General features: G+C 37.1%; 21 protein-coding genes and 2 pseudogenes. 15 read left to right on the forward strand and 8 right to left on the reverse strand.

All coding sequences use genetic code 11. The features are described 5' to 3' along the window. Positions 1–292 precede the first annotated feature (292 nt). The 4 genes from AC1DG9_RS09340 to AC1DG9_RS09355 form a co-directional block, all read right to left on the reverse strand. Positions 293–1,366, reverse strand: a complete 1,074-nt coding sequence (locus tag AC1DG9_RS09340) for a FecR family protein (protein WP_337716497.1) — start codon at positions 1,364–1,366, stop codon at positions 293–295. A 159-nt stretch (positions 1,367–1,525) separates the two neighbouring features. Continuing rightward, positions 1,526–2,059, reverse strand: a complete 534-nt coding sequence (locus tag AC1DG9_RS09345; RefSeq protein WP_172659632.1) for an RNA polymerase sigma-70 factor — start codon at positions 2,057–2,059, stop codon at positions 1,526–1,528. A 117-nt stretch (positions 2,060–2,176) separates the two neighbouring features. Continuing rightward, complete coding sequence (locus AC1DG9_RS09350) at positions 2,177–3,079, reverse strand: glycoside hydrolase family 25 protein (RefSeq protein ID WP_172659631.1); 903 nt, start codon at positions 3,077–3,079, stop codon at positions 2,177–2,179. Positions 3,080–3,274: 195 nt separating this feature from the next. Beyond that, positions 3,275–4,648, reverse strand: coding sequence for a dipeptidase (locus AC1DG9_RS09355; RefSeq protein ID WP_288884360.1), 1,374 nt, complete (start codon positions 4,646–4,648; stop codon positions 3,275–3,277). Positions 4,649–5,033: 385 nt separating this feature from the next. On the opposite strand from AC1DG9_RS09355, the gene AC1DG9_RS09360 reads away from it, so the two are divergent. The 8 genes and pseudogenes from AC1DG9_RS09360 to murA all read left to right on the forward strand — a co-directional run bounded on the left by AC1DG9_RS09360 (position 5,034) and on the right by murA (position 13,696). Further along, on the forward strand, positions 5,034–5,549 hold the full coding sequence (locus AC1DG9_RS09360; protein WP_288884361.1) for a PH domain-containing protein: 516 nt from the start codon (positions 5,034–5,036) through the stop codon (positions 5,547–5,549). A gap of 2 nt (positions 5,550–5,551) precedes the next feature. Then, positions 5,552–7,084, forward strand: coding sequence for a PH domain-containing protein (locus AC1DG9_RS09365; RefSeq protein WP_477634540.1), 1,533 nt, complete (start codon positions 5,552–5,554; stop codon positions 7,082–7,084). A gap of 400 nt (positions 7,085–7,484) precedes the next feature. Beyond that, positions 7,485–8,116: pseudogene (locus tag AC1DG9_RS09370) on the forward strand (DUF6266 family protein). 215 nt (positions 8,117–8,331) lie between these two features. Then, on the forward strand, positions 8,332–8,910 hold the full coding sequence (locus tag AC1DG9_RS09375; RefSeq protein ID WP_288883975.1) for an ATPase: 579 nt from the start codon (positions 8,332–8,334) through the stop codon (positions 8,908–8,910). Further along, positions 8,900–9,088 carry a hypothetical protein gene (locus AC1DG9_RS09380; protein ID WP_288883974.1) on the forward strand — a complete coding sequence of 63 codons (189 nt, stop codon included), beginning with the start codon at positions 8,900–8,902 and terminating at the stop codon, positions 9,086–9,088. Before AC1DG9_RS09375 ends, AC1DG9_RS09380 begins: the two co-directional genes overlap by 11 nt. A 120-nt stretch (positions 9,089–9,208) precedes the next feature. Beyond that, complete coding sequence (locus AC1DG9_RS09385; RefSeq protein ID WP_477634541.1) at positions 9,209–11,533, forward strand: ATP-dependent helicase; 2,325 nt, start codon at positions 9,209–9,211, stop codon at positions 11,531–11,533. 133 nt (positions 11,534–11,666) lie between these two features. Further along, positions 11,667–12,332, forward strand: coding sequence for a DUF4290 domain-containing protein (locus AC1DG9_RS09390; protein ID WP_477634542.1), 666 nt, complete (start codon positions 11,667–11,669; stop codon positions 12,330–12,332). A gap of 38 nt (positions 12,333–12,370) precedes the next feature. Continuing rightward, entirely contained in the window at positions 12,371–13,696 is a 1,326-nt protein-coding gene (gene murA / locus AC1DG9_RS09395) for a UDP-N-acetylglucosamine 1-carboxyvinyltransferase (protein WP_172659623.1), read from the forward strand. 77 nt (positions 13,697–13,773) lie between these two features. Here murA and AC1DG9_RS09400 read toward each other — a convergent pair whose 3' ends face one another. After that, positions 13,774–15,135, reverse strand: a complete 1,362-nt coding sequence (locus AC1DG9_RS09400) for a pyridoxal-phosphate dependent enzyme (RefSeq protein ID WP_172659622.1) — start codon at positions 15,133–15,135, stop codon at positions 13,774–13,776. A 171-nt stretch (positions 15,136–15,306) separates the two neighbouring features. After that, complete coding sequence (dprA, locus tag AC1DG9_RS09405; RefSeq protein ID WP_337716490.1) at positions 15,307–16,398, reverse strand: DNA-processing protein DprA; 1,092 nt, start codon at positions 16,396–16,398, stop codon at positions 15,307–15,309. 142 nt (positions 16,399–16,540) lie between these two features. Between dprA and AC1DG9_RS09410 the strand changes: the two genes are divergently transcribed. The 3 genes from AC1DG9_RS09410 to AC1DG9_RS09420 are packed head-to-tail and all read left to right on the forward strand — an operon-like array spanning position 16,541 to position 18,632. Continuing rightward, the gene (locus AC1DG9_RS09410) at positions 16,541–16,912 is read left to right on the forward strand and encodes a BlaI/MecI/CopY family transcriptional regulator (RefSeq protein ID WP_172659620.1); all 372 of its coding nucleotides are present in this window, start codon (positions 16,541–16,543) and stop codon (positions 16,910–16,912) included. Continuing rightward, positions 16,909–18,366 carry a M56 family metallopeptidase gene (locus tag AC1DG9_RS09415; RefSeq protein WP_337716488.1) on the forward strand — a complete coding sequence of 486 codons (1,458 nt, stop codon included), beginning with the start codon at positions 16,909–16,911 and terminating at the stop codon, positions 18,364–18,366. Before AC1DG9_RS09410 ends, AC1DG9_RS09415 begins: the two co-directional genes overlap by 4 nt. Positions 18,367–18,395: 29 nt before the next feature. After that, positions 18,396–18,632: a hypothetical protein gene (locus tag AC1DG9_RS09420; RefSeq protein ID WP_288883971.1), complete on the forward strand. Its 237-nt coding sequence runs from the start codon at positions 18,396–18,398 to the stop codon at positions 18,630–18,632. Positions 18,633–18,712: 80 nt separating this feature from the next. On the opposite strand, the gene rsmG is transcribed toward AC1DG9_RS09420, so the two are convergent. After that, on the reverse strand, positions 18,713–19,345 hold the full coding sequence (gene rsmG, locus AC1DG9_RS09425) for a 16S rRNA (guanine(527)-N(7))-methyltransferase RsmG (protein WP_172659617.1): 633 nt from the start codon (positions 19,343–19,345) through the stop codon (positions 18,713–18,715). After that, positions 19,336–20,457, reverse strand: coding sequence for a glycosyltransferase (locus AC1DG9_RS09430; protein WP_172659616.1), 1,122 nt, complete (start codon positions 20,455–20,457; stop codon positions 19,336–19,338). Before AC1DG9_RS09430 ends, rsmG begins: the two co-directional genes overlap by 10 nt. 171 nt (positions 20,458–20,628) lie before the next feature. On the opposite strand from AC1DG9_RS09430, the gene tgt reads away from it, so the two are divergent. From tgt to AC1DG9_RS09450, 4 genes and pseudogenes are all read left to right on the forward strand, one after another. Then, positions 20,629–21,759 (forward strand): tRNA guanosine(34) transglycosylase Tgt, encoded by a 1,131-nt coding sequence (gene tgt, locus AC1DG9_RS09435; RefSeq protein ID WP_477634543.1) that lies wholly within the window; start codon positions 20,629–20,631, stop codon positions 21,757–21,759. Then, positions 21,760–22,863 carry an LptF/LptG family permease gene (locus AC1DG9_RS09440; protein WP_172659614.1) on the forward strand — a complete coding sequence of 368 codons (1,104 nt, stop codon included), beginning with the start codon at positions 21,760–21,762 and terminating at the stop codon, positions 22,861–22,863. After that, positions 22,863–23,759: a DMT family transporter gene (locus tag AC1DG9_RS09445; RefSeq protein WP_477634544.1), complete on the forward strand. Its 897-nt coding sequence runs from the start codon at positions 22,863–22,865 to the stop codon at positions 23,757–23,759. The genes AC1DG9_RS09440 and AC1DG9_RS09445 overlap by 1 nt, the downstream gene beginning before the upstream one ends. 401 nt (positions 23,760–24,160) lie before the next feature. Continuing rightward, positions 24,161–25,468: pseudogene (locus tag AC1DG9_RS09450) on the forward strand (hypothetical protein); the annotation flags it as partial.

The following is a 25,468-nucleotide window of genomic DNA, read 5'->3' on the forward strand; positions in this document are numbered from 1 at the left end:
GGTGAACATAATTAGTAATAATGCTCCTTTCATTAGCAAAATTATTTTAAAAGGTGGTTGCATATAAAGCCACGCAAAAGCTTTTGTAATCTTTTTCATTACATTTGTTTTTGAAAATTAAGGAATAGAGTAAGTCCATTACAACGCTTACTCTTGTGAATTAAATCCGGATTTTTAAGGGGAAGAACTGCAATTCTTCCCTTATTTATTTGTGGATTTTCAGGAATCGGTTAGATAAAATTTCTTCATTTTTTTAGTTTAATTTGGTTTTTATTATTGGTTAATTATTTGCTTAAGGTGCAGAGAGGTGAACTACTCCTTTATCCCTTCTGAACTTAAATGGAGTAGTCATTTTTATTAAGGAGAGTGCTTGTTCCAAAGATTCTTCTTCAAACACCCCACTAATTTCTTCTTTTTTCAAGGTTTCATTATCAAATACCATTTTCACATCAAATCGTCTCTCAATCTGTTTACCTACTTCTTCAAAACTTTCATTTGTAAAAATCATTTTATTGCTCAACCAGGCAATCTCTTTAACGTCCTGTGTATTGGCTTCAGATAGTCTCTCTAGCTGATACTCCAGTACGGCTGCTTTTTTATCAGCATTTCTGCCCTGCTCCAGGTCATTTGCAACAGTGAGCTTTTCATTAGGCAGCATCACAATCTTCTTTTCTGGCTTATCATTTAATTCAACCAGGATTTTTCCGCTAAGCAATGTAGTTTCAACCTTTTTATCTGTTGCATATGCCTTAACATTAAATACAGTTCCCAATACCTTTACAATGAACTTGTCGGTATGAACCAGAAAAGGCCTTTTAGGATTTTTTTCGACTTGAAAAAAACCTTCACCCTTCAGGCTCACTTCTCTGCTTGTAGCAGAAAACACTTCCGGATAAGTAAATGTACTCCCTGCATTCAATTTAACTTTTGTGCCATCAGACAATTTCAAGTCTCTGGTTTTTCCAAAAGGAACATAGATCCGGTGCATTTCTGAACCTGCAAACTGATCCGGAACAGCTGGTTTTCTTCCATAGAAAAAAAACACAGTTAAAACGCCCACAACCAACGCTGCGGCTATCCACTTCCAATATATTAATGAACTTATCTTAGCCTCTTTAACAGGTGTAATCGTGTTTTCCTCTGTTCTGATTTTATCCCAAAGCCCATCAATTTTTTGATTAATATCTTTTTGTTTTACTAAAGTGTCTGGTTGCTTTTCCTCTGTGGTCAATGCATCTGTAAAAGCCTGCATTTTTCTATATTCCGGAAAATGAATAAAAAACTCCTCCAGCTCAGCTAATTCTTCTGGTGTTGAAGACTTAGATATGCTTTTGGCCATTAATTCAATAAACCTGGATTTTATCATATATATAAATAGTGTCTAAGGTAAAGACACGCGAGGGTATCGATATTCCTAAAAGAAATAAAAATATTTTTGAAATTCTTGTAAATGGCTTTTACCATCCTTAAGCCATCATCTCCACGCAAGTCTTTATCTCAACCTAAACCGTGCGCAATCTCAATCCTACTTACTATGAATTGCCGAATCGAGCTTTTTAAGTGCAATGGATAGCTGTGCAAATACAGTCTTATCAGAAAGCCCAAGAATACTCGCTACTTCTTTACAAGACAAATCATCTTCCTTTACCATTTTAAAGATCAGTTTGCATCGGGCAGGTAAGTCGTTAATAGCCTTCAGCATATTATCTGACAACTCTTTACTGATCAGAATCTGGGATGGATCAACCGACAAATGAAAATAATACGCTTCAGTTACCTTTATTTCATTATTCTTTTTAGAGGTAATGCTACGCAAATGATTTAAGCATGCATTCTTTATCGATGTATAAAGGTAGACCTGCATATTGTTGATGCGCAAGTTTTCCTTACGCTCAATCCAGAGCCTTACCAACACATCATTTACAATTTCTTCTGCAATCTCACGCTCTCCCACAAATGATTGTGCGAACCGGAAAAACTTATTTGCATATCCCTCGTAAAGCTCATTAAATGCAGATTCGTCCTCATTTTCCCGAATGCGAATGACCAGCTCCTGCATACCCCCAATATTTAAAAATAATTTTTAGTAATATTAGAAATAATGATTCATTATATATTTATAACTGTAGTTATTTTTCTTTTAAATAACTTAAGCTAACCATTAACAGAAAGGATTTTATTTAATCAACATTTGTGAAAAGGTTGTACTATCACCTTTAAAAACATTAAAATCTACTGCGTGATTAATACCTGAGATTCTTGCCTTATCAGAGTGTTGCCAAAAGAACCATTTGGTAGCTTCATTAACTTTAAGCTTTGGTTGATGATAATGGGCAATCCACAAAGGATAATTATCAAAGTATCCTTTCAAATAGTCATTATAGAACGACAGCCCGGTATAAATAATCGGTTTTACCTGCTCTCTTTTCTCTATATAAGAAACAAACTCTTTCAGTTGCGCTCGCATATTTGCAGGCGAAGTACCATTTAATTGTTCTATATCTACAACAGGAGGAAGATCCCCAGCCTCGAATTTTACAGTTTGAAGGAAGAACTTAGCTTGCCAGCTCCCCGATTTCTGAGGTCTGAAAAAATGATATGCTCCACACACAATACCTACTTTGGCAGCCTCCCGCCAGTTTCGTTGGAAATAAGGATCAACACTAAGCATCCCCTCTGTTGCCTTTATAAATGCAAAATGCACGCGCACATCATCTTCTTCCATCGCCTTAACCCTTTTCCAATCTATCTTACCCTGATAATAGGAAACATCTATACCATGTATATTGTAATCCTTTGGTATCCGGATATTAAAGCTGCGATAGGTACGATATGCAGGATCCTCACCCAAATCCTTTAGCCATCTCCATGTTGAAGTAAATCCCTTAATAATGTATGCGTAATAAAAAGGAGATAAAAGAACCAGCAACACCGCAACAAGCATGAACTTAACTTGCAATGACCAGGGCTTTTTCTTTGTTTGCTTTTTTCGGGGAACGGCCTTTTTACGTGGTACGGTAGTTTTTCGCGGAATAGAAGTCTTTTGCGAAACGGGTGTTTTTCTTTGTGCTGGCGGCATGATGCGACAAAAATACAAAAGTATTTAAAGGCTCAACATTAAATTATCTCTAATATAATAACATGATGAGTTCTATGTTATGCTCAAATAAAAACACCAATGTTCCTGATCGACATGCGGATTTTATTTCTAAATCCGAGGAGAGAAGGAATATTGGTGTTTTTATTAAATAACCAAACCGAAGTAAAAAGCCAGTTACCCTTTGCTCAATTCCGCAAAATATTTATGAAACAAAGGCAACGTCTCAATTCCTTTGTAGTAATTATAAATATCATACTTTTCATTTGGCGAGTGCAGCGCATCGCTATCCAAACCAAAGCCAAAAAGCACAGATTTGATACCTAAAGCACTTTCAAACAAAGCGACAATAGGAATACTACCACCACCACGTGTAGGAATAGGTTTTTTACCAAAAGAATCAACAATGGCTTGCTCTGCAGCGCGGTATGCTATACTATCCGTAGGTGTTACTACCGGCTCACCACCATGATGTGCAGTAACTTTTACTTTAACGTAGTCTGGCGCAATACTCTCAAAATGCTTGGTAAAGATCTCTGCAATTTCATCTGAACTTTGGTGAGGCACCAAACGCATAGAAATTTTAGCATTCGCTTTTGAAGGAAGTACAGTTTTAGCACCCTCTCCTATATAACCACCCCAAATTCCATTCACTTCTAAAGTAGGCCTGGTTCCGGTGCGTTCAAGTGTCGAATAGCCTTTCTCACCCCATTCAGCAGCAATTTCAAGATCCTCTTTATACTCTTTCAAATCAAATGGCGCCGCATTTAAAGCAGTTTTCTCTGCATCCGTAAGTTCAATTACTTTATCATAAAAAGCAGGTATAGTGATGTGATTGTTTTCATCATGTAAGGAAGCAATCATTTTACATAATATGGTAATTGGGTTTGCTACCGCACCACCATATACACCAGAGTGCAAATCGCGGTTCGGACCAACAACTTCAACTTCCATATAAGCTAAACCACGCAAGCCTGTTTCAATTGAAGGATTCTCCATACTGATCATTGAAGTATCAGAAATCAATACCACATCAGCTTTCAAACGCTCTTTATTCGCATTTACAAAGATGCCAAGATTTGCAGAACCTACTTCTTCCTCACCCTCAATCATAAATTTCACATTACATGCCAGCGTGTTGGTTTTCATCATCAACTCAAAAGCCTTTACATGCATGTAAAACTGGCCTTTATCATCGCAGGCACCACGGGCATAAATCTTTCCATCGCGCACGGTAGGCTCAAAGGGAGGCGTTTTCCATAATTCCAATGGATCTGCAGGTTGCACATCATAATGACCGTAAATTAATACTGTAGGAAGACTTTCGTCAACAATTTTCTCTCCGTAAACAATTGGATAGCCAGCAGTTTCACAGATCTCTACTTTATCGGCACCTGCGTCTTTAAGTTTTTGGGCAACATAATCAGCAGTTTTCAGCACATCTCCCTTATATTTTGGGTCGGCACTAACCGATGGGAAGCGTAACAATTCAAACAACTCATCTAAAAAGCGTTGCTTATTTTCTTCAACATATTTTTTGATTTCTTGCATAACAAATTAGTTTTTACGAATTTATTTTAAGTTAGTTTAAAGGCACCTTTATGTTAGGATTTTTTACAATTTTCTACAGAAAAAAGTCCTTAGTTAGTGGTAGCAAAACTAATTAAATTATACCAGTTGGTAGTATTTGCAGACGCTAATTTATACTTGGTTGAAATACTTTTTTAGAATGATATTAAAAAGAAAAGGGATAAACATTTCTGCTTACCCCCTTAAATTAACGCTCTCACGATAAAGGTAACTATCCTGTTACACATTCGCAACTATTATTTCAAATTTATTTAGTTTAAAATACTTGATTGTTTTACATGATAGCTATTGTTCACAAGAAAAATAATTCCCTAACTTCGTTCAGTACATCATCAAAAAAGCAGGAATGACGGAATTCACTAATGAAACCATAGATACAGATTCATTACCCAAATATGAAGAAGTACATCTAAACCCACTAAACAGCAAGTACTGGAATGTAATGCTCATCAATATCTTTATATTCTTATTAGTCTTAGCTGCTGGTTTGGTTACACTACTAATACTTAATGCCAATGCAAGAGCCTACTTATATACATTAATTGGCATTTATATCGTGTTCGCAGTCCTGTTATTCATTTTATAYAAAGCCAGCTTTAAAAAACGCGGATTTGCTGTTCGAGAAAAGGACATTTTATACACCAGCGGAATTATCGCCTTATCAACCACTATAGTTCCTTTTTCCAGAATACAACATATTGCTTTAGACGAAGGCTTATTTTCAAGAATATACGGCTTAGGCGAATTAAGAATTTTTACTGCCGGAGGCAGTTCGGGTAGCTTACATATTCCCGGAATTGAAATCGACAATGCAAAAAGCATTAAAGAATTGCTCATGAAGCAAATAAATGAGGCTGATTAAAGATGTCTGAAGAACCTAATATAACATACGATTTTTCAGCGCCCCGAAAACAATCAGCATCAGGCATTATTATCATGTTTGCCAATAGTTTTCAAAAGGTAGTTAGAGCTTTGGCACTTCCTCTTATCCTGATTATAGTTAAGTCAAAAGATTCGGGCAACCTGGCATTGATACTCATTGCGTTTTTATGCTTGTTAACAATAGTTCTGGCACTATTTGCTTATTTCAGCTACCAAAAGTTCACTTTTTTTCTGGATGAGAAGCGGCAAGAATTCATTATCAATAGTGGCATTTTCAGCAAAACCTCCCTCACTATTCAACTCAATAAAATACAGCAGGTAAATATAAATCAGAACCTGTTACAGCAGGTTGTTGGGGTCTATAGCCTGGAAATTGATACCGCCGGAAGCGAAAAGAAAGAAGCAAGCATTAAAGCTATAGATCATGCTACAGCGACTATTCTTAAGCAAAAGCTATTGAGTCGTGACCTTTCAGAAAGCGAAACCGTTAATACTCAAGCAGACAATCAGGTTGTAGAGTCAGCTCCTCCTCTCCTTAAACTAAGCACCAATACCCTACTTAAAATAGGCATAACCACTAACTATGGAGCCAGTTTGTTATTATTAACAGGTTTTATTTTTGGAGCTTTCCAATTATTTAAAGACTATACAGATGCGCTGGAAATAGAAAGGGAACAATTTACTAAGATGCTCAGCAAAGGTATCACTCTTTTCTCTTTGTGTTTTGTGGTGGCATTTGCTTTAATTATGATCCTGGCAACAAACATCGTCAGAACATTTGTAAAGTATTTCAACTTTAAAATCATTAAGCAAAAAGGAGCACTCGCAGTCAGTTCCGGCTTATTTACGCGCAAAAATGTATTGCTAACTCCTAATAAAGTTCAATTAAGTGCATACAGTCAGAATTATTTCCAGAAAAAATTCGATCTGCTGAACATGAAAATTAAGCAGGCTTCATTTGATTCTGCTGATAAGGAAGACAGTAAAAAATCGGATATAGAAATACCCGGTTGCAGCGAAACAGAGCGTAATGAAGTTTTAAAGATGATTCTCAGCAGGGCACCAACAAAAGGTGCAGAACTAAAACCAAACTACCGTTTCATCTTTCTGCAAACCATGATCTGGATTGTATTTCCAATATCAGTATTTGYATTGTTAAGCAGCTATGCCCTCCCCCTTCTAAGAAACTATTTATTTATGGCTTTACCTTATATAATAGTGGTTGGCACAATGCTGTATTTCGAATTTAAGCGCCACAGATTATATGTTGATGAGCATTTCATCATTAAAAAAAGTGGCATATGGGACGTAGAACACGAGATCATTGAGCCACATAAAATCCAGGCAATAACTGCCAAACAATATTTTTGGCATAAAGGTGCAGATGTGGGGCATTTAATCATCCATACTGCAGCCGGTGTAATACACTTCAAATATGGGAACTACAGCTACATTAAAAGTTTGGTAAACTATTGGACGTATAAGATTGAGGTTTCCAAAAAAGATTGGATGTAATTAACCACAACACATTGGTAAATGCTTAAATTTTACTCGTTTTAGTAAAAAAATAATAAAAATTTTTCTTTGTTTCCAGCCAACTGACTGCATTTTTGAGCCTTTTTAGCAGGGGGGTCCGGGACCCCCTGGGACTGCCATAATATTTTTTTTATGTTTTACTTTGAATCTGAAATGATTTGGATTGTTATAAGCGTTGTACTGACGCCTGATTTGGTCTGGTTCAACTAGCTTAAATAAACGACTTTCAGACGACTATTTAACGACTTTAAAACGACTCTGAACGACCTTTATCATTTAAAACGCTTTTTAGAGTGATATAAAAATCGATAGAAAAACGGAGATGTATTAAAGTACAATAAGATAATTAAATAAATGTTTCACTATTAAAATTAAAACAATGGCAAAAATTAAGAAAGGAATCTTAGACGCAGTATCTGGTAAGATAGGCCCAGTAATCGGAGGAATATGGAAAGGCATTCCCTATTTACGTCAGGTTCCAAAGAAAAAAAACAAGAAATCAAATACGCMTGCTCAAATAGAAAGCAGGCAAAAACTAAGGTTCATGAATGAACTGCTGGTACCTTTCCATCCCTATGTGTCAATAGGTTTTATGCATCACCAGAGCAAAGAACAGAGATTAGTGCAGCTTTTTCTGAAAATTATCATAAAGTTGTTGTAGGCACACACCCCAATTACACAGTAGTTTACCATGAATTTGTGATCAGTAAAGGCAATTTACCTATGATTGAAGAAGTAGCTATGGAACTGCAAGCTCCTAATGTTTTAAAACTGAGCTGGTTAGACAATGGGATTAAAAATACATCTTTTGATGATCAGGTTATGCTGGTGATTTATTGTCCTGAACTACATGTAACAGATGGTTTTTCTGGTGGCATAAAACGTCGTGATAAGCAGTGTACTTTTAAATTTAATCCAAAAATGGCCGGCAAAAGGCTTGAAGTTTATGTAAGCATCAGCTCATTAAACAGGAAAAAAATAGGAAACAGCCGATACCTGGGAAGTATTTAGCATATTTTCAAGGCGGTTGTCTTAAAGCAGTCGACTTAAAGCAGTCGTTTTAAGGCGGTCGCTCTAAGGCGATCGTCATCTCGACGATAGGAGAGATCTCTTGACAACGAAGTAGCTGCGTAGCAAGTAGCATAAGCAAGAGATCTCTCCTATCGTCGAGATGACGAAGCAACAAAACATACCTCAACTCTTCAATATTTGGTAACTTCGTAGTCATGTCTAATCTATATATTATAGCAGGATGTAATGGTGCAGGTAAAACCACTGCTAGTTACACTATATTACCAGAAATACTGAACTGCAAAGAGTTCGTTAATGCTGATAACATAGCAGCAGGAATTTCACCCTTTAATCCGGAAGGTGTTGCTTTTGAAGCAGGTAGAATAATGTTAAGCCGAATCCAGGAATTAATGAATGAAGGTGCTGATTTTGCGTTTGAAACCACATTATCAACAAGAAGTTACGTTACAATGGTTAAGAAAGCACAAGAAAAGGGCTATGAAGTAAGTTTGCTTTATTTTTGGTTAAGCTCCCCTCAGATGGCAATACAACGGGTAGCAAAACGCGTAAGTAATGGAGGACATGATATACCCGAAGATGTAATTAAACGAAGATATTACCGGGGAATTAAAAACCTATTAAAATTGTATATGCCAATTTGTAATAATTGGTTTGTAATTGACAATATGGATTTAGCTTCCGAAATTATTGCTCAAGGTTCAAGTAAATTGGGAGCAGAAATAAAAAATAACGATATTTGGCAAACCATTATAACTCAAAGCAATGATAATTAAGGATAATAAGACAGATCTTAATGAATTAGCCGCCAACATAATTAATGGTGTTAACAAGGCGCTTCGTAAACTTGCTGAATCTTCAGCGGCCAACAACGAAAACTTGATAGTTGGCGATAAAGATGGAAATGTTAAATCTGTTCCCGCCAAGGAGCTGTTGAAAACACTGTCTAAGTAAAATTCGAATTGGAAACAGTACCAGATACTTTTTGAAACAACTCCTAAAAAATGTAGCTTTGTAACCTAAAAAGATTATATCTTAAGTATTATACCCTAAAAGCAGAAACAGGAACGGATTTTGGATTATTTAGCAGGTTTAAACCCCCAACAACGCGCAGCAGTAGAAAACACACAAGGCCCGGCAATGATAGTTGCAGGTGCTGGTTCCGGTAAAACACGTGTAATTACATATAGAGTAGCCCACCTGATTCAAAAGGGTGTGGATCCTTTTAATATCCTTGTACTTACCTTTACCAATAAGGCGTCTAAAGACATGCGCGATAGGATTATGAAAGTAGTTGGCCCAGAAGCAAAAAACATCTGGATGGGTACTTTTCACTCCGTATTTTCCAAGATATTAAGGGTTGAAGCTGAAAAAATCGGGTATCCATCTAACTTTACAATATACGATACGGACGACAGTAAAAGTCTGATCAGATCTATATTAAAAGAGATGCAGCTTGACGATAAATTGTATAATGCCAACTTTGTTTACAATAGAATCTCATCTGCTAAAAACAACCTGGTTTCTTATTCAGAGTATCTTCAAAGCGCTGAAATTCAGGCTGAAGATGTTAGCAATAAACGCCCTTTAATGGGTTCTATTTATGAAACATATACCAAACGGTGTTTTAAAGCCGGAGCAATGGATTTTGATGATTTACTTTTCAAAACCAATGTTTTGCTTAAGAACCATCCGGATGTATTAAATAAATACCAGCAGAAATTTAAATACCTGATGGTTGATGAGTACCAGGATACTAACTTTTCGCAATACACAATTGTAAAAAAACTGGCTGCTGCATACCAAAATATATGTGTTGTAGGTGATGATGCCCAAAGTATCTATGCCTTTAGGGGTGCAAACATTCAGAATATATTAAACTTTGAACGTGATTATCCTGAGTTGCAGGTATATAAATTAGAGCAGAACTATCGCTCTACACAAAACATTGTTGAAGTTGCCAACAGTATCATCGCAAATAACAAAAACCAGCTGGAGAAGAATGTATTTTCTGACAATGAGGCCGGCGATAGAATTAAAGTTCAGCGCGCATTTACAGATAACGAAGAAGGTAAACTGGTTGCCGAAGCTATTGTTCAGGATCGCAGTTCAAAAGGACTTAAATTTAACGATTTTGCCATTCTATATAGAACAAATGCCCAATCAAGGGCTATGGAGGAGGCTTTAAGGAAACTCAATGTTCCTTATAAAATATACGGAGGTCTCTCCTTCTATCAACGTAAAGAGATAAAGGATTTAATTGCCTATTTCCGTTTAACCTTTAATCCCAGTGATGAAGAGGCTATAAAAAGAGTAATCAATTACCCTCGTCGCGGACTTGGTGATACTACGGTTGAGAAGATCATAGTTGCCGCCGATAAGMATGACATCACCATGTGGCAGGTAATATGCAGTCCGCAACAGTATATAGAAGGAAGAATAGCAAACCAATTAAATGATTTTGCCATGCTGATACAAAGCTTTGCTGCAGAATCTAAAAAATTGGATGCTTACGAAACCGCACTCTATATTGCACAGCACTCCGGCATATTAAAAGAATTACATACTGACGATAGTATTGAAGGACGCAGCAGATACGAAAACATTCAGGAGTTACTAAATGGTATCAAAGAATTTGCTGAGCGTGAGGATATTGAAGACAGAAGTCTCGCTATTTTTATGCAGGATATCGCATTGTTAACCAATGATGATAGACAGGATGAAAAAGATAAAGAGACTGTTTCGTTAATGACTATACACTCTGCAAAAGGATTGGAGTTTAAAAACGTATTTGTAGTAGGATTAGAAGAAAACCTGTTCCCTTCGCAAATGAGTTTAAACTCACGTACCGACCTGGAGGAAGAACGACGATTATTTTATGTTGCCATAACAAGGGCAGAGAAAAAGCTGACTTTAACATATGCTACTTCCAGATATCGCTGGGGAACGTTAACCAAYTGCGAACCAAGTAGGTTCATAAATGAAATTAATGCCCGCTATTTAGAAATTGAGGTGGTAAAACCAGCTAAAAGCAGTTTAGGACAAGACAGTTTTGATGGCGAACGCAGAAGCTGGACACAACAAAGGGATAGCTTTAGCAAACCAAAACCTGCAATGTCTAGCTCTGGTTCGGGTACAGCTACAGGAACCAGCTCCCCTGCTCCTCGTCCAAAAACTACTTCATTGCTTCCAAAGGCACACGTACCTACTCCTGGTTTCGCTCCTGATGCCGCCAATCTATTCCAAAATGGCATGGATGTAGAGCATGAAAAGTTCGGTTTCGGTAAAATAGTTGCCTTAGAAGGTACATTACCTGATGTAAAAGCTACTGTATTTTTTCAGGGACTAGGTAATAAGCAGTTATTATTAAAATTTGCTAAATTGCGAATTGTTAAATAAGATATATATTTGCTAAATCTGTATTAACTTAGACAGAGAATCGTAAGGCTTATAAATAATCTACAAAGAGAATTATATAAAAATTGAAATTTAGCCGTTATTCCTGAACAGCTACTTCATAGAAATAAATTAAATGAATTTCGACTATAATACCACTAGAAACGAATTAATTCTGGCCGAATATGGCCGTAATGTACAAAACATGGTTAAGTACATTATTGAATTACCCGATCGTGAAGAACGCAATAAATATGCACAGGCAGTAATCGACTTAATGGGATTCTTAAATCCTCATTTGCGCGATGTTGCCGATTTTAAACATAAACTTTGGGACCATTTACACATCATATCCGGTTATCAGATAGATGTGGATAGTCCTTATCCTAAGCCTACTCCTGAAGCAGCCTTAATAAAACCTGACCATATTKGATATCCTCAGCAAAAAATCAAATACAAGCATTACGGCAAAACAGTTGAAGTAATGATTGAAAAAGCTAAAGCTGTTGATGAACCAGAACGCAGAGCTGCAATGGTACAAGGCATAGCAAACTTCATGAAAATGGCTTATGTTACGTGGAATAAAGATAGCGTAGCTGATGAAACAATCTTCAAAAATTTACGTGAACTATCTGGTGGTCAGCTTGAACTGGATGACAATGTTAATCTAAACAAAGTTGAATTTAAGCCCGTTGTAAGCAGACCTGCAAATAACAACAACCGCGGTAGAAATAACAATAAAGGCAGACAAAATAATAACAACCGTCAGCAACGTAACAATAACCCTAAGCAGAGACATTAATTCTTACCAATTTTAATATTTAGATCCTTAACAGTAGTATGAACGCATTTGAAATAATTGGTGGAAAGAAGTTAAAGGGTGAAATTCATCCTCAGGGAGCAAAGAATGAGGCCTTACAGATCATTGCTGCTGTTTTATTAACAGATCAGAAAATTACCATCAGTAATATTCCAGATATCAAAGATGTAAACAAGCTTATTGAATTGCTGGGCGATATGGGGGTAACCGTAGAGCGCTTATCTAAAGACACTTACACCTTTGAAGCTAAAAACATTGACCTTAAATTCTTCTTATCTGATGCCTTTAAAGCTAAAGGCGGTGGTTTAAGGGGTTCAATCATGATAGTCGGTCCACTTTTAGGTCGTTTTGGTACCGCTGCAATTCCTAAGCCGGGAGGCGATAAAATAGGCAGAAGAAGATTAGATACTCACTTTTTAGGCTTTGAAAAATTAGGGGCTAAGTTTGTGTACGACTCTAAAAAAGAGTTTTTTAATGTAGATGCTACAAATCTTAAAGGCGCATATATATTATTAGATGAGGCTTCTGTAACAGGAACGGCCAATATTGTTATGGCGGCTGTACTTGCCAAAGGTACTACTACCATATATAATGCAGCATGTGAACCTTACCTGCAACAGCTTTGTAAAATGCTGAACCGCATGGGTGCCAAAATCACCGGAGTTGGTTCCAACCTGCTTACTATTGAAGGAGTTGAAAAACTAGGCGGCACTGAACACAGAATGCTTCCTGATATGATTGAAATTGGTTCATTCATAGGTTTAGCCGCAATGACCGAGTCTGAAATCACCATTAAAAATGTATGCTATTCAGAACTTGGTGTAATTCCTGATGTATTCAGAAAGCTGGGTATCAAATTTGAATTGCGAGGTGACGACATCTATATTCCTTCTCAAAAACATTATGTAATTGAGTCATTTATAGATGGTTCAATGCTTACTATTGCCGATTCTCCATGGCCGGGCTTTACTCCGGATCTTTTAAGCATTGTGTTGGTTATTGCTACACAAGCAAGAGGAAACGTGCTTATTCACCAGAAAATGTTCGAAAGCAGATTGTTTTTTGTTGATAAATTGATTGATATGGGTGCGCAGATCATTCTTTGCGACCCGCATAGAGCAGCAGTTAACGGCATTGACAAGAAATATAAACTTAGGGGTATCAGCATGACTTCTCCTGATATACGTGCCGGGGTTTCTTTATTAATTGCGGCCCTATCTGCCGAAGGAAAATCTACAATCTTTAATATTGAGCAGATCGAGCGTGGTTATCAAGACATTGACATTCGTTTACGTGCATTAGGTGCACAAATTAAGCGCATTGAGGCTTCTGCTCCATCACATTAAAAACATTATGACGATAAATAAAAAAGCCCCAATTGGGGCTTTTTTACTGTATAGTGGTTTTTGTCTCGGTTGCTTATTTAAGCAGAAATAGCATTAATAATATCGTACTGCGTGATAATTTCGATCTTACCTCCCTCAGTCTCAACCAGTACCGCACTGTTTTCTATGTTTATTAACGCAGAAATTCTGTCAATTGATGTGTTGAGGTCAACAAAAGGAAACCCGGATGACATAATCTCCTGAACCTTAGCCGATTTAAGTGAAGGATTTTCCATTAAAGCCTTTAAAATATCTCCTTCGGCCAGCTTACCAACAACCATTTCTTTTTGGGTAACCGGAATCTGCGAGATATTTAGCATATGCATAGTATTAATTGCTTCAAGAATAGTCTTTTCACAATCAATAGTTACAATTTCTGTTTTGTCTTTTTTATCGATAATAGTAGCAGCAGTAAGCTTTTCGTCTTTTAAAAAGCCACGCTCCCTTAACCAATCCTCGTTATACATTTTACCCATATATCTGCTGCCATGGTCATGAAATATGATCACCACAACATCCTCAGGCTTCAGTTTATCTTTTAATTGCAGCAGTCCGGCAACGGCAGAACCTGCTGAATTACCAACAAAAATCCCCTCTTTGCGTGCTATATCACGGGTCATCAAAGCCGCATCTTTATCTGTTACCTTTTCAAAAAGGTCAATGATATCAAAATCTACGTTTTTAGGAAGAAAGTCTTCTCCAATACCCTCAGTTATGTAAGGATAGACCTCATTTTTATCAAATATCCCGGTCTCTTTATATTTCTTAAAAACCGATCCGTAAGTATCAATTCCCCAAACCTTAATATTAGGGTTCTGTTCTTTAAGGTATTTACCAGTACCAGAAATTGTGCCTCCTGTACCAACACCAACTACAAGATGAGTTATCTTTCCTTCAGTTTGTGCCCATATTTCGGGACCAGTTTGCTCATAATGGGCCTGCGAGTTAGATAAATTATCATACTGATTGGGCTTCCATGAGTTTGGAACCTCACGCTCTAAACGCGTAGATACTGAATAATAAGACCTTGGATCTTCAGGTTCAACGTTAGTTGGACATACGATTACCTCAGCACCAAACGCACGCAAAGCATCTACCTTTTCTTTTGATTGCTTGTCGGTAGTAGTAAAAATACACTTGTAACCTTTTATAATGGCCGCCATAGCTAATCCCATACCGGTATTTCCGGATGTTCCCTCTATGATGGTGCCACCAGGTTTCAGTTTACCACTTTTTTCAGCGTCTTCTATCATCTTAACCGCCATACGATCTTTTATTGAGTTACCAGGGTTGGTTGTCTCAATTTTAGCCAATATCGTAGCCGGAATATCCTTTGTAATGTTATTCAATTTTACCAATGGTGTATTACCAATGGTTTCTAAAATATTGTTGTACCACATGACACAAAAATACAGATTGAAGATTGGAATTTTATTTATAAATGAATATTCGTAATTTAATATTGAAATAATACAAAATATAGAATATTATTTTAATCTAGTACTCCAATAGACTTACAAACAATGCAATATGTAGGTAAATAAAAAATTTCATTACAGAAGCTAATGCGTTTATCCACTCAATTTATACGTTTTACCCGGTAAAGAAATCAGAATCCCTTGCATTTCAAGGTTTAACAAATGCATGGCGAGTTTGCTTTGAGGAATTTCCGACCGTATGGACAGTTCATCGATCCTTAAATCCGATACCTGTAAAAGGTCAACAACTTTCTGTTCTTCTTTGGAGAGCCCAATTAACAATTGAGTTTGCTCAGTCTTTTTTGTCTTTATTTCATCCCACCCCAGGTAATAAGCGAGGTCTTTTGCATGATTAATCAGCGCTGCCCTATTCGTTTTAATCAGGAAATTACATCCCTCAGAACTCACATCAGTTGTTCTGCCGGGGAAAGCATAGACATCGCGATGATAGGAATTTGCGATATCAGCTGTAATTAACGCACCTCCTTTAGCAGTGGCTTCTACAACTATTATGGCATCTGCAAGCCCTGCAATGATCCGGTTTCGCTTCGGAAAATTCTCTTTATCTGGATTGGTATGCAACGGGAATTCGGTAAGCAAACCACCGTTTAGCATCATTTTTTGGGCTATTGGCTGATGTAATGGAGGGTAAACCCGATCGAGCCCATGCGCAAGAAGCCCAATGGTAGGTATGTCCTGATACAAGCTTTCTTTATGAGCAGCTATATCAATGCCATATGCCAGGCCGCTAACTATAACAACATCATAATCAGCCAAAGTTACCGCCAGTTGTTTGCACAGTTGCCTACCGTATTCTGTCGCCTTTCTGGTGCCAACAACACTTATAATTCTATTATGGTTAAGGTTAGCAGTGCCTTTATAGTATAGTAAAACGGGTGCATCAAAGCAGTTTTTTAACCGCTTAGGATAGTTATCATCGGTATAAACCAAAACCTCAACCCTATGCTTTTTAATAAATTTTAGTTGCTCTTCAGCAATTTTTAGGGCATCATTAGTCAGGATTTGATCTGCGGTTGCAGGCCCAATCCCTGGAATTTGCAATAATTCTTTTCTACTTGCTTTAAATACAACCTCTGCATTACCAAAATGTTCCAGCAAACTTTTGGCAGTTACATGCCCCACACTCTTAATTAAGGTGAGGCCTATTTTGTGGATTAAACTCATGGGCTAAATTATATATTTATTTATCTACCAACCAACAAACTAAAATATATAACTGTAAATCAGATAATTAAAAACAAACTACAAAAATAGTTTGTAAACTATAAAAATAGTAGTAACTTTAATTAACAACAATATTTAATAAATGATGAGAGAACTTACAAAGGCGGAAGAGCAGGTAATGCTAATTTTATGGGAAATAAAAGAGGGGTTGGTAAAGGATGTTATAGACAAAATGACCCCACCAAAACCAGCATACAATACGGTGTCAACGGTAATCAGAGTATTAGAAGGCAAAGGGTTTATAGATCATAAGGCCGTTGGCAACACCCATATCTACTTTCCTATAATAACTGAAGACGAGTACAAACACTTTGCATTTGATAAAGTAATGAACAATTACTTCGAAAATTCTTATCAGAGCCTGGTATCTTTCCTTGTAAAAGAGAAAAACATGGACATGGATGAGCTCGACGAATTGATCCAACTTGCTGAAAAACTTAAAAACAAGAAATGATGAACTGGTTGTACTATCTGCTAGAGGCTAATCTATATTTAGCTGCGTTTTACGGCTTCTACCGTTTGCTTTTACATAAGGAAACTTTCTATTCCTTAAATAGGTATTATCTTATTATAACGAGTATTATAGCTTTCATTATTCCACTTTTGCAGGTAGGCTACCTCAATAATCTATTAAACAATCAAAAGGAAGTCACGATCTTATCGGTTCAATTAACGCCAGTAATCGAAAAATCTAATGCATTTACGATAAGCAATCTGTTGATTTATTGCTACCTCTTTATAGCCTTATTTTTTGCAATAAAAATGGCAATGAGCATATATAAGATCATTTTACTTTCCATTAATGCTAAAAAACAGAAATCTGGAAAAATTACGTATGTTGAACTAGGCGAATCACATGCTGCCTTCTCTTTCTTTAACCTATTGTTCTTAAATCCATCTGTGCAGGAGAAAAACACCATTCTTAAGCATGAGATGGTGCATATAAAGCAGAAACACAGTTTAGATATAATTTTCTTTGAGATCATTCAAATCGTATCATGGTTTAATCCCATCACCTATTTCATCAAAAAAGAAATTAAGCTTCTGCACGAATACATCGCCGACGACATCACAACACATAAGGACATTCAGAAACATCAATACGCGATGTTTCTGATTCAAAATTCCTTTGGTATTGCGCCTAATCAGCTTACCAATCAAATATTCAATCAATCAATATTAAAAAGGAGAATTAACATGTTAAACAAAAAAAAATCAACGGGAAGAGCGAGGCTCAAACTCCTGTTTGCATTGCCAATTGCCGGAGGGATGCTCTGCGCATCCACCATGGCGTTTACTAAAGACTATGCAGTGATAGACTTGTATCCGGAGAAATACGAGTCCGATCAATCTGTAAAACAGGAAACACCTAAGAAAAAAGCAGCTGAAATAATAGAGGTTAAGACTAAACCAGGTGCAAAATCTAAAACAACTAAAGAGAGCCAAATTACAAAAGTTAGAATTGCGCCACCACCGCCTCCCGTGGTTAAACAGGTCAAATTCCCACCACCAATAGTAAAACCTGATGAAGTCAGAGCTCCTAAAAAAGCAGGATCCGTTAAAAAGATAAAGTTCCCACCGCCAATTGTAGTGCCTGATAAACCAGTGCCTCCTCCTCCACCTCCTGTTGAGCCAGTGAAAGAGGAAGGAAAATCAATAACTATTAAAGAAAACGACGGGATTACTTCCTCTACCAAAAATGGAGAACCAGCCAAATCAATAATTTTGGCATATAAAATTCACGTTGCCGAAGGGAAACCAGCAACATCACCTACTAAAAATGAAGAACAAGCAAAATCCCTATCTACAACATATAGACTTCTTACCAAGGATAAATTAGAAACAAAAGAAGGGACTAAGACAACGCTAGAAGGCACCGTGAATGTGAAAGAAAAATCAGGTAATTAATTCCTAAATAGATTTTATTAAAAAACTTTATGACCAATAAAGTAGCCAAAATAAAGTTAATATTAGCGAGTATTTGCGCACTTCTAATATTATTTATTAATGTCGAAACGCAACAAGTAAAAATTGGAAAGCCAGTTATTGAACCTTCTAAAATCCTTGATGATGTAATGCATTGGCTATATTATGATCGAGGTTACTTAAGATTATCAGAAGATTTCATTGCATATGATCAAACTTTAAAGCCGATCACTAAAGATCGGCTTTAAGAAAAAGTAGCATCTGGTGGCTATTTAAAGAACTAAAAAAGGAAGCTGCCCTTTAAGATTTGAAGCTTACCAATTAAACCTTACTGCGGTATATAAACCACGTATTTGGTTTCAAAAAACTCTTCTTCAAAGTAAGCTGAAAGCGGATATAATTCCGCTTTTAGTTTTGATTCAGAAATCTCTTCTTTTAAATCACCACCTTTTAAATATAGTATACCATTAGGAATGGCATTTTTAGATTCTTTATTAAACTTCCCTTTTACCCATGGATAAAAATCAATAAGCCTGGTAACTGCTCTGGAAACTACAAAATCGTACTTGTCTGCAATCTGTTCAGCTCTTAAATGACTCGCTTTAACATTCTTTAAACCTAATGCCGCAGCTACTTCAGTAACCACTTTAATCTTTTTACCAATAGAATCAACCAGATGGAACTGAGTTTCTGGAAAAAGAATAGCTAGCGGTATGCCAGGGAATCCACCTCCGGTACCCACATCCAACACACGTTCTCCTGCTTTGAAAGTGCAGAATTTGGCAATTCCCAACGAATGAAGAATATGGCGTTCATATAACTCATCAATATCTTTTCTTGAAATTACATTGATCTGGGAATTCCAGAAACTGTACAATTCGTACAATTGATCAAACTGAGCTATCTGCTGATCAGTTAGCTCTTTAAAATATTTCTGTATTAGAGTAGACTTTATTTCCACTGTACTTTTTTAACAAATATAGACAGAATGCCGTTAAACACTAGAAAAATGAATAATAGAATATCCAAAACAGGAAACCAAATACTCAAATTACCATAACTTAACCGCTTTAAAAGGCGTGGGTAAACAAAACACCTTATTATAATACTCAATACAAAAACACCAAGTGATATATATAAGGTAGCTTTAAAGAACAACAAAGCGACAAAGAAAGCATAAAACAGGAATTGAATAATAATCTGCGACGAGAGGATGAACTTATGTTTTCCTTTATACATTTTACCTGCTCCAAAATGTCTTTTCTTCTGTCTCAGATAAGCACCAAAACTTGTATTTGGCTCGCTCCAAACATGAGCATCCTTATTAATAGAAATTGCGGTATTACTTCTGGTTGCATGAGCATTTACAAAAAGATCATCATCGCCCGAAGGTATATGCATGTGTGCCGCAAACCCTTTTTTCTTAAAAAATAATGATTTCTTATACGCCATATTGCGGCCAACCCCCATATAAGGCATACCTTTTAAAGCAAATGAAAGGTAATTTACTGCTGTAAAAAATGTCTCGAAACGAATTAAAGCATTCAATATCCCTCTCTTTTTTATATAAGGTGAATAACCTAAAAGGATATCCACATGCTCATTTTCGGGTTGCTGCATGCTCAGTAACCAATCTTGCGAGGCAGGCAAACAATCGGCATCTGTAAAAACAAGCCACTCATTTGTGGCTGCTTTAATACCCATGGTAACTGCAAATTTCTTACCTGCTATAAACTTTTCTCCTTCATTTACGTGAACAACTTTAAGGTGCTTATATTGTTTTTCAAAGGTTTCCAATAATTCACGTGTACCATCCCAGGATCTGTCGTTAACAACAATAACCTCATAATCAGGATAATTCTGCTCCAAAACGGAAGGCAAGTATTCTGTAAGGTTATTAACTTCATTGCGTGCGCAAATCACAACACTTAAAGGTTTTCTACCTGTTTCGGGAATAGGATCGACTTTTACCAGAGCAAGTTTTAAGTGAACAAAGAGGCTAAAATATAGCTGTATTAAGAAGCAAAAGATTAAAGCGCCGAGCAGGCAGCTCTCAATTAAGGTTAATTCCACGATGTATTTTTGTAACTGGCAAATTTCTCATTTTTAATCAGTAATGCACATTTATGTTGATAAAAATTTTAGCCCGTAAATAGCTGGTTTTTTGCTACTTTTGCCCTGATTTTTTGAAGAGGAAGATTACACACTAACTTACTCTAATCAAAAAACAATAAACATACACAGATGAAGTTTAGTTTAGAGGCAAAAGATATACATTCAAAAGCAAGAGCAGGAACAATTACAACGGATCACGGAGAGATACAAACTCCTATTTTCATGCCTGTAGGCACTGCAGGAACAGTTAAAGCAGTACATCAAAGAGAGCTTAAAAATGATATCGATGCCAAAATAATTCTTGGAAACACCTACCACTTGTATCTTAGACCAGGATTAGATGTTCTGGAACAAGCCGGCGGATTACACAAATTTATTGGCTGGGACCGTCCTATTTTAACCGACAGTGGCGGCTATCAGGTGTATTCTTTGAGCAAAGTAAGAAAAATCAAAGAAGAAGGAGTTACCTTTAATTCACATATTGACGGTTCAAAGCATCTATTTACACCTGAATATGCAATGGATATACAACGTACCATTGGGGCCGACATTATCATGGCGTTTGATGAATGTACACCGTATCCATGCGATTATAAATATGCAGCATCTTCTATTAACATGACCCATCGCTGGTTAAAGCGCTGCTGTGCAAGATTTGACTCAACAGAGCCAAAATACGGCTTTAACCAAACCCTTTTCCCTATTGTACAGGGTTCAGTCTATAAAGATCTAAGGAAAAAATCTGCTGAATTTATTGCTTCTATGGACCGTGAGGGCAATGCAATAGGTGGTTTATCTGTTGGTGAGCCTGCCGAAGAGATGTACGGGATGACTGAAATAGTATGTGATATTTTACCATACGAAAAGCCTCGTTATTTAATGGGCGTAGGTACTCCTATCAATATTTTAGAGAATATTGCGTTAGGTGTAGATATGTTTGATTGTGTAATGCCTACAAGAAATGCCAGAAATGGTATGCTTTTCACTAAAAATGGTATCATTAATATCGGCAACAAGAAGTGGGCAAATGATTTCTCACCAATTGAAGCCGACAGTAACTTGCATGCAGACCAGATATATTCTAAGGCCTATTTAAGGCACCTAATGCACTCAAAAGAGATCCTGGGTGYACAGATAGCTACCTTGCACAACCTACATTTCTATCTTTGGCTGGTTAAACAGGCCCGCGAAAAAATCATTGCAGGTGAGTTTTATGCATGGAAAAACAAAATGGTAACTATCTTAGGGAATAAATTATAAATGAGTTTCTTAAAAGACAGGGTTAAAATCATCGACTGGTACATTATCAGTAAGTATCTGGGCACGTTTCTATACACCCTGACCTTATTTGTAGTGATTATCGTTATTTTTGACTTGTCGGAAAAGCTAGATGATTTTCTAAGCGCAAACCTTACCTTTTGGCAGGTTGTAACCCTGTATTATGCTGGTTCAATCCCTTTCTACGTTAACATGCTCTCGCCATTGATCAATTTTATTGCGGTAATCTTCTTTACGGCAAAGATGGCTGATCAAACCGAAATTGTGCCTATCCTAAGTGGCGGAGTAAGCTTTAATCGCTTCCTTTTACCCTATTTTATATCAGCATTCGTCATATTTTCACTAAATCTGGCTTCCAATCTGTTCATTCTGCCTTATACGAATCAGCTTAAAAACAGCTTTGAGAACACCTACGTAAAGAAGAATGCATCGCCAAGCAAGAACAATATCCACATGAAATTAGATGCAAATACATACATCTACATGGATAGTTTCGACAATAAAACAAAGAAAGGAAGCAGGTTCTCATTAGATAATTTCAAAGGCGATGTATTGACAAAAAAGCTTGTTGCAGAAGAAATATCGTACGATTCTTTAAAGAGATCATGGCGACTAACCAACTATTCTGTAAGGTATATTAATGGCCTTAAAGAGACTTTTGTAAGGGAATTGGTAAAACCTAAAGATACTGTACTGGACATGCGACCAGATGATTTCTCAGCCTACGACAATATATTTGAGAACCTGAGTAACAAAGAGTTATCAGACAAAATCAGAAAAGAAAAGATAAGAGGCACAGGTATTTGGAATGATTTGCTATTTGAGCAATATAAGCGCTACCTACACCCTCTTTCTGCGTTCGTTTTAACCCTCATAGGTGTTGCACTATCCTCCAGAAAGGTTCGTGGAGGTGTTGGTTTACCCCTTGGAATAGGTATATTATTAAGCTTTGGCTATATTGTAATGAACCAATTTGCTAAAATGTTCTCCCTAAAAGGAGGCACTTCACCACTATTTGCAGTGCTGGCACCAACAATATTCTTTGGTCTGCTGGGCTATTATCTACTGAGAAAAGCACCTAAATAATGACCCCGGTTACATCAGAAACGTCTGTAACCAGAAACTTATTAATCCTACATTTTACGGTGTTTATATGGGGCTTTACAGGCATCCTGGGGGCATTAATCTCAATAGATGCGGTACAAATGGTATGGTACAGGGTAATGATAGCCAGCATCACGCTGTTCATCTACTTCATGGCTACAAAAACCCGCATCAGGGTAACCAAAAAACAGTTTCTGCAGTTCTTTTTTACTGGAAGTATAGTGGCCATACATTGGATATTATTCTTCCATGCCATTAAGGTTTCAACGGTATCTGTAACCCTCGTGTGCCTCTCTTCTTTTACTCTTTYTACAGCTATTTTAGAGCCTCTAATAAAGAAACAACGCATCCTTATACCTGATGTCATCGTCGGTTTAATCATCATTGCAGGCATATATCTGATCTTTAAATTCGAATCAAAGTATACTTTAGGCATCATTTTCGGCCTTACTTCGGCCCTTGCATCGAGCTTATTTGCCACCATAAATTCTACTTTAGTCCAAAAAAGCGACCATAAGATCATTGGATTTTATGAGATTTCAGGTGCCTTTTTCTGGATCACAGTGTATCGTTTTGCCGATCAAAGCTTGCTTACCGAGGCATTCAATTTAAGTGTTACCGACTGGATTTACCTTACCATTTTGGGTACCATTTGCACCGCACTTGCCTACGTTGCCGGTGTGTCTGTGATGCGCACTTTGTCGGCTTTTAGGGTAGCGCTCATCACCAATCTCGAACCTGTTTACGGCATCCTTCTAGCCTTCATTTTCTTTGGAACAAAAGAGGCAATGTCCACCGGATTTTACTTCGGAGCCGCACTCATTTTAGGCTCAGTTTTCCTTTATCCCATCTACAAAAAAAGAAAGAATTTACAGTAGTAAATCATCTGTTGAAACAGGAGATAGGGAGGTCGTTTTACCCCTCAGACTTAAGCCAGTTTTCACTCAAAATACGACACATCCGACAAGCATTTTACCCGCTCATATTTTTCATTTCTGTATACAAAGCCAAATTTTAACAAAGAAATTTTGTTGGATTTTAAGCTTAATTAGTGTACCTTAACAGCAGATTCCGACAACCTGAAATTAATTAGCTCCAGAAACACCAAAACCTCCATTTCTACGCTAAAAATTCACAAAAATCAGAATTATCAGTTCTTTACTTTATTAGTATATTTATTTGAAAATCAGAAAATTAAATACATATACATAAATTAAAAAATCATCAAAATTAACCAACAAAAATTTACAAATACTAATTATTTTAGTAAATCAGAAAAATGACATCAAATAAAGAGCTCAAACAACTGATAATCAAATTTATAATAACATTAACATTAAGTATAATTTCACATACTGCTTTTGCCCAGCTTTTTAGCGGAGAACAAAACCCACTTAGTGTAAAATGGCGACAAATAAATGCATCTGGCTTCAGGATCATCTTTCCGGACGAGCTCGAAAAAGAAGCCCAAAGAATGGCCAATACCCTGGGCTATATTTACCCCCATGTTGGCGGTAGTCTTAGGAGGCAAAAAACCACCCTCCCACTGGTCCTTCAAAACCGTGGAGTGATCGCAAATGGCTTCGTTCAACTCGCTCCAAAAAAGTCAGAATTTTACACCACCCCTCCTCAGCAATTCGATAGTCAGGATTGGCTAAATAACCTTGCTGTTCATGAGCTCAGACACGTGGCTCAATACGACAAATTAACCGGCGGAAAAGCCTACCCTTTTCCCGAGTATGTTTACTTCGCCTGGTTCGGAGTTAGCATACCACTTTGGTTTTTTGAAGGCGATGCCGTAACCATCGAAACCGCTCTCACAAATGCCGGTCGCGGAAGACAGCCTTCGTGGATCATGCCTTACCGAACCAGCTTRCTCGAAGGCAAAAAATTCTCATACAGCAAAGTCAGCTTCGGATCTGAAAAAGACATCACCCCCGGCTACTACCAACTCGGCTACCTGATGGCATCGAACATTAGAAAAGAATTTGGAAAAAATATTTTCGACAGCCTGCTTACCGACATCCGCAAAAGACCAGTAAGACCGTACCCCTTTTCGAACAGCCTGAAAAAGTTCACCAAGAGCGGAACTAAAAAATGGTTTAACCAAACCACCGAAACGTTAAAAAAAGAATGGACCGCGCAATCTGAAAAAACCAAAACGGAAAACTACCCGATACTAAACCAGGATTCAAAATTTGCAACCAACTACTTCCTCCCTGTAAAAATTAAGGATGGCAGAATTCTGACCCTGAAACAAAGCAAGGCAGAGACAGCACATTTCACAATAATCGACAGCGCAAAAAAAGAAACAAAACTGCTAAGCATCGGCTACCAGGAGCAACCATGGTTTAGTTACGCGAACAACATTGTGGTTTGGGATGAGATCCGTTATGACCCAAGATATCGCCAGCGCAGCTACAGCGTAATTTGCAGCTACAACCTAAAGACAGGTCGGCAAAAAAAATTAACCACCAGAAGCCGCATCTTCTCGCCAACACTCTCTGCCGACGGAAAAAAAATAATCGCAGTAAAATTTGACCTGAGCAACAAATGCAACCTGGTAGAACTTGACGCAGAAACCGGT

This window comes from Pedobacter sp. 05L430 (assembly GCF_056397585.1).

Bases quoted from the DNA above. Each gene is read 5' to 3' on its own strand.
- AC1DG9_RS09340 (WP_337716497.1), bottom strand. From the start codon at position 1,366: ATGATAAAATCCAGGTTTATTGAATTAATGGCCAAAAGCATATCTAAG.
- AC1DG9_RS09345 (WP_172659632.1), bottom strand. From the start codon at position 2,059: ATGCAGGAGCTGGTCATTCGCATTCGGGAAAATGAGGACGAATCTGCA.
- AC1DG9_RS09350 (WP_172659631.1), bottom strand. From the start codon at position 3,079: ATGCCGCCAGCACAAAGAAAAACACCCGTTTCGCAAAAGACTTCTATT.
- AC1DG9_RS09355 (WP_288884360.1), bottom strand. From the start codon at position 4,648: ATGCAAGAAATCAAAAAATATGTTGAAGAAAATAAGCAACGCTTTTTA.
- AC1DG9_RS09375 (WP_288883975.1), top strand. From the start codon at position 8,332: ATGTCTAATCTATATATTATAGCAGGATGTAATGGTGCAGGTAAAACC.
- AC1DG9_RS09380 (WP_288883974.1), top strand. From the start codon at position 8,900: ATGATAATTAAGGATAATAAGACAGATCTTAATGAATTAGCCGCCAAC.
- murA (WP_172659623.1), top strand. From the start codon at position 12,371: ATGAACGCATTTGAAATAATTGGTGGAAAGAAGTTAAAGGGTGAAATT.
- AC1DG9_RS09400 (WP_172659622.1), bottom strand. From the start codon at position 15,135: ATGTGGTACAACAATATTTTAGAAACCATTGGTAATACACCATTGGTA.
- dprA (WP_337716490.1), bottom strand. From the start codon at position 16,398: ATGAGTTTAATCCACAAAATAGGCCTCACCTTAATTAAGAGTGTGGGG.
- AC1DG9_RS09410 (WP_172659620.1), top strand. From the start codon at position 16,541: ATGATGAGAGAACTTACAAAGGCGGAAGAGCAGGTAATGCTAATTTTA.
- AC1DG9_RS09415 (WP_337716488.1), top strand. From the start codon at position 16,909: ATGATGAACTGGTTGTACTATCTGCTAGAGGCTAATCTATATTTAGCT.
- AC1DG9_RS09420 (WP_288883971.1), top strand. From the start codon at position 18,396: ATGACCAATAAAGTAGCCAAAATAAAGTTAATATTAGCGAGTATTTGC.
- AC1DG9_RS09440 (WP_172659614.1), top strand. From the start codon at position 21,760: ATGAGTTTCTTAAAAGACAGGGTTAAAATCATCGACTGGTACATTATC.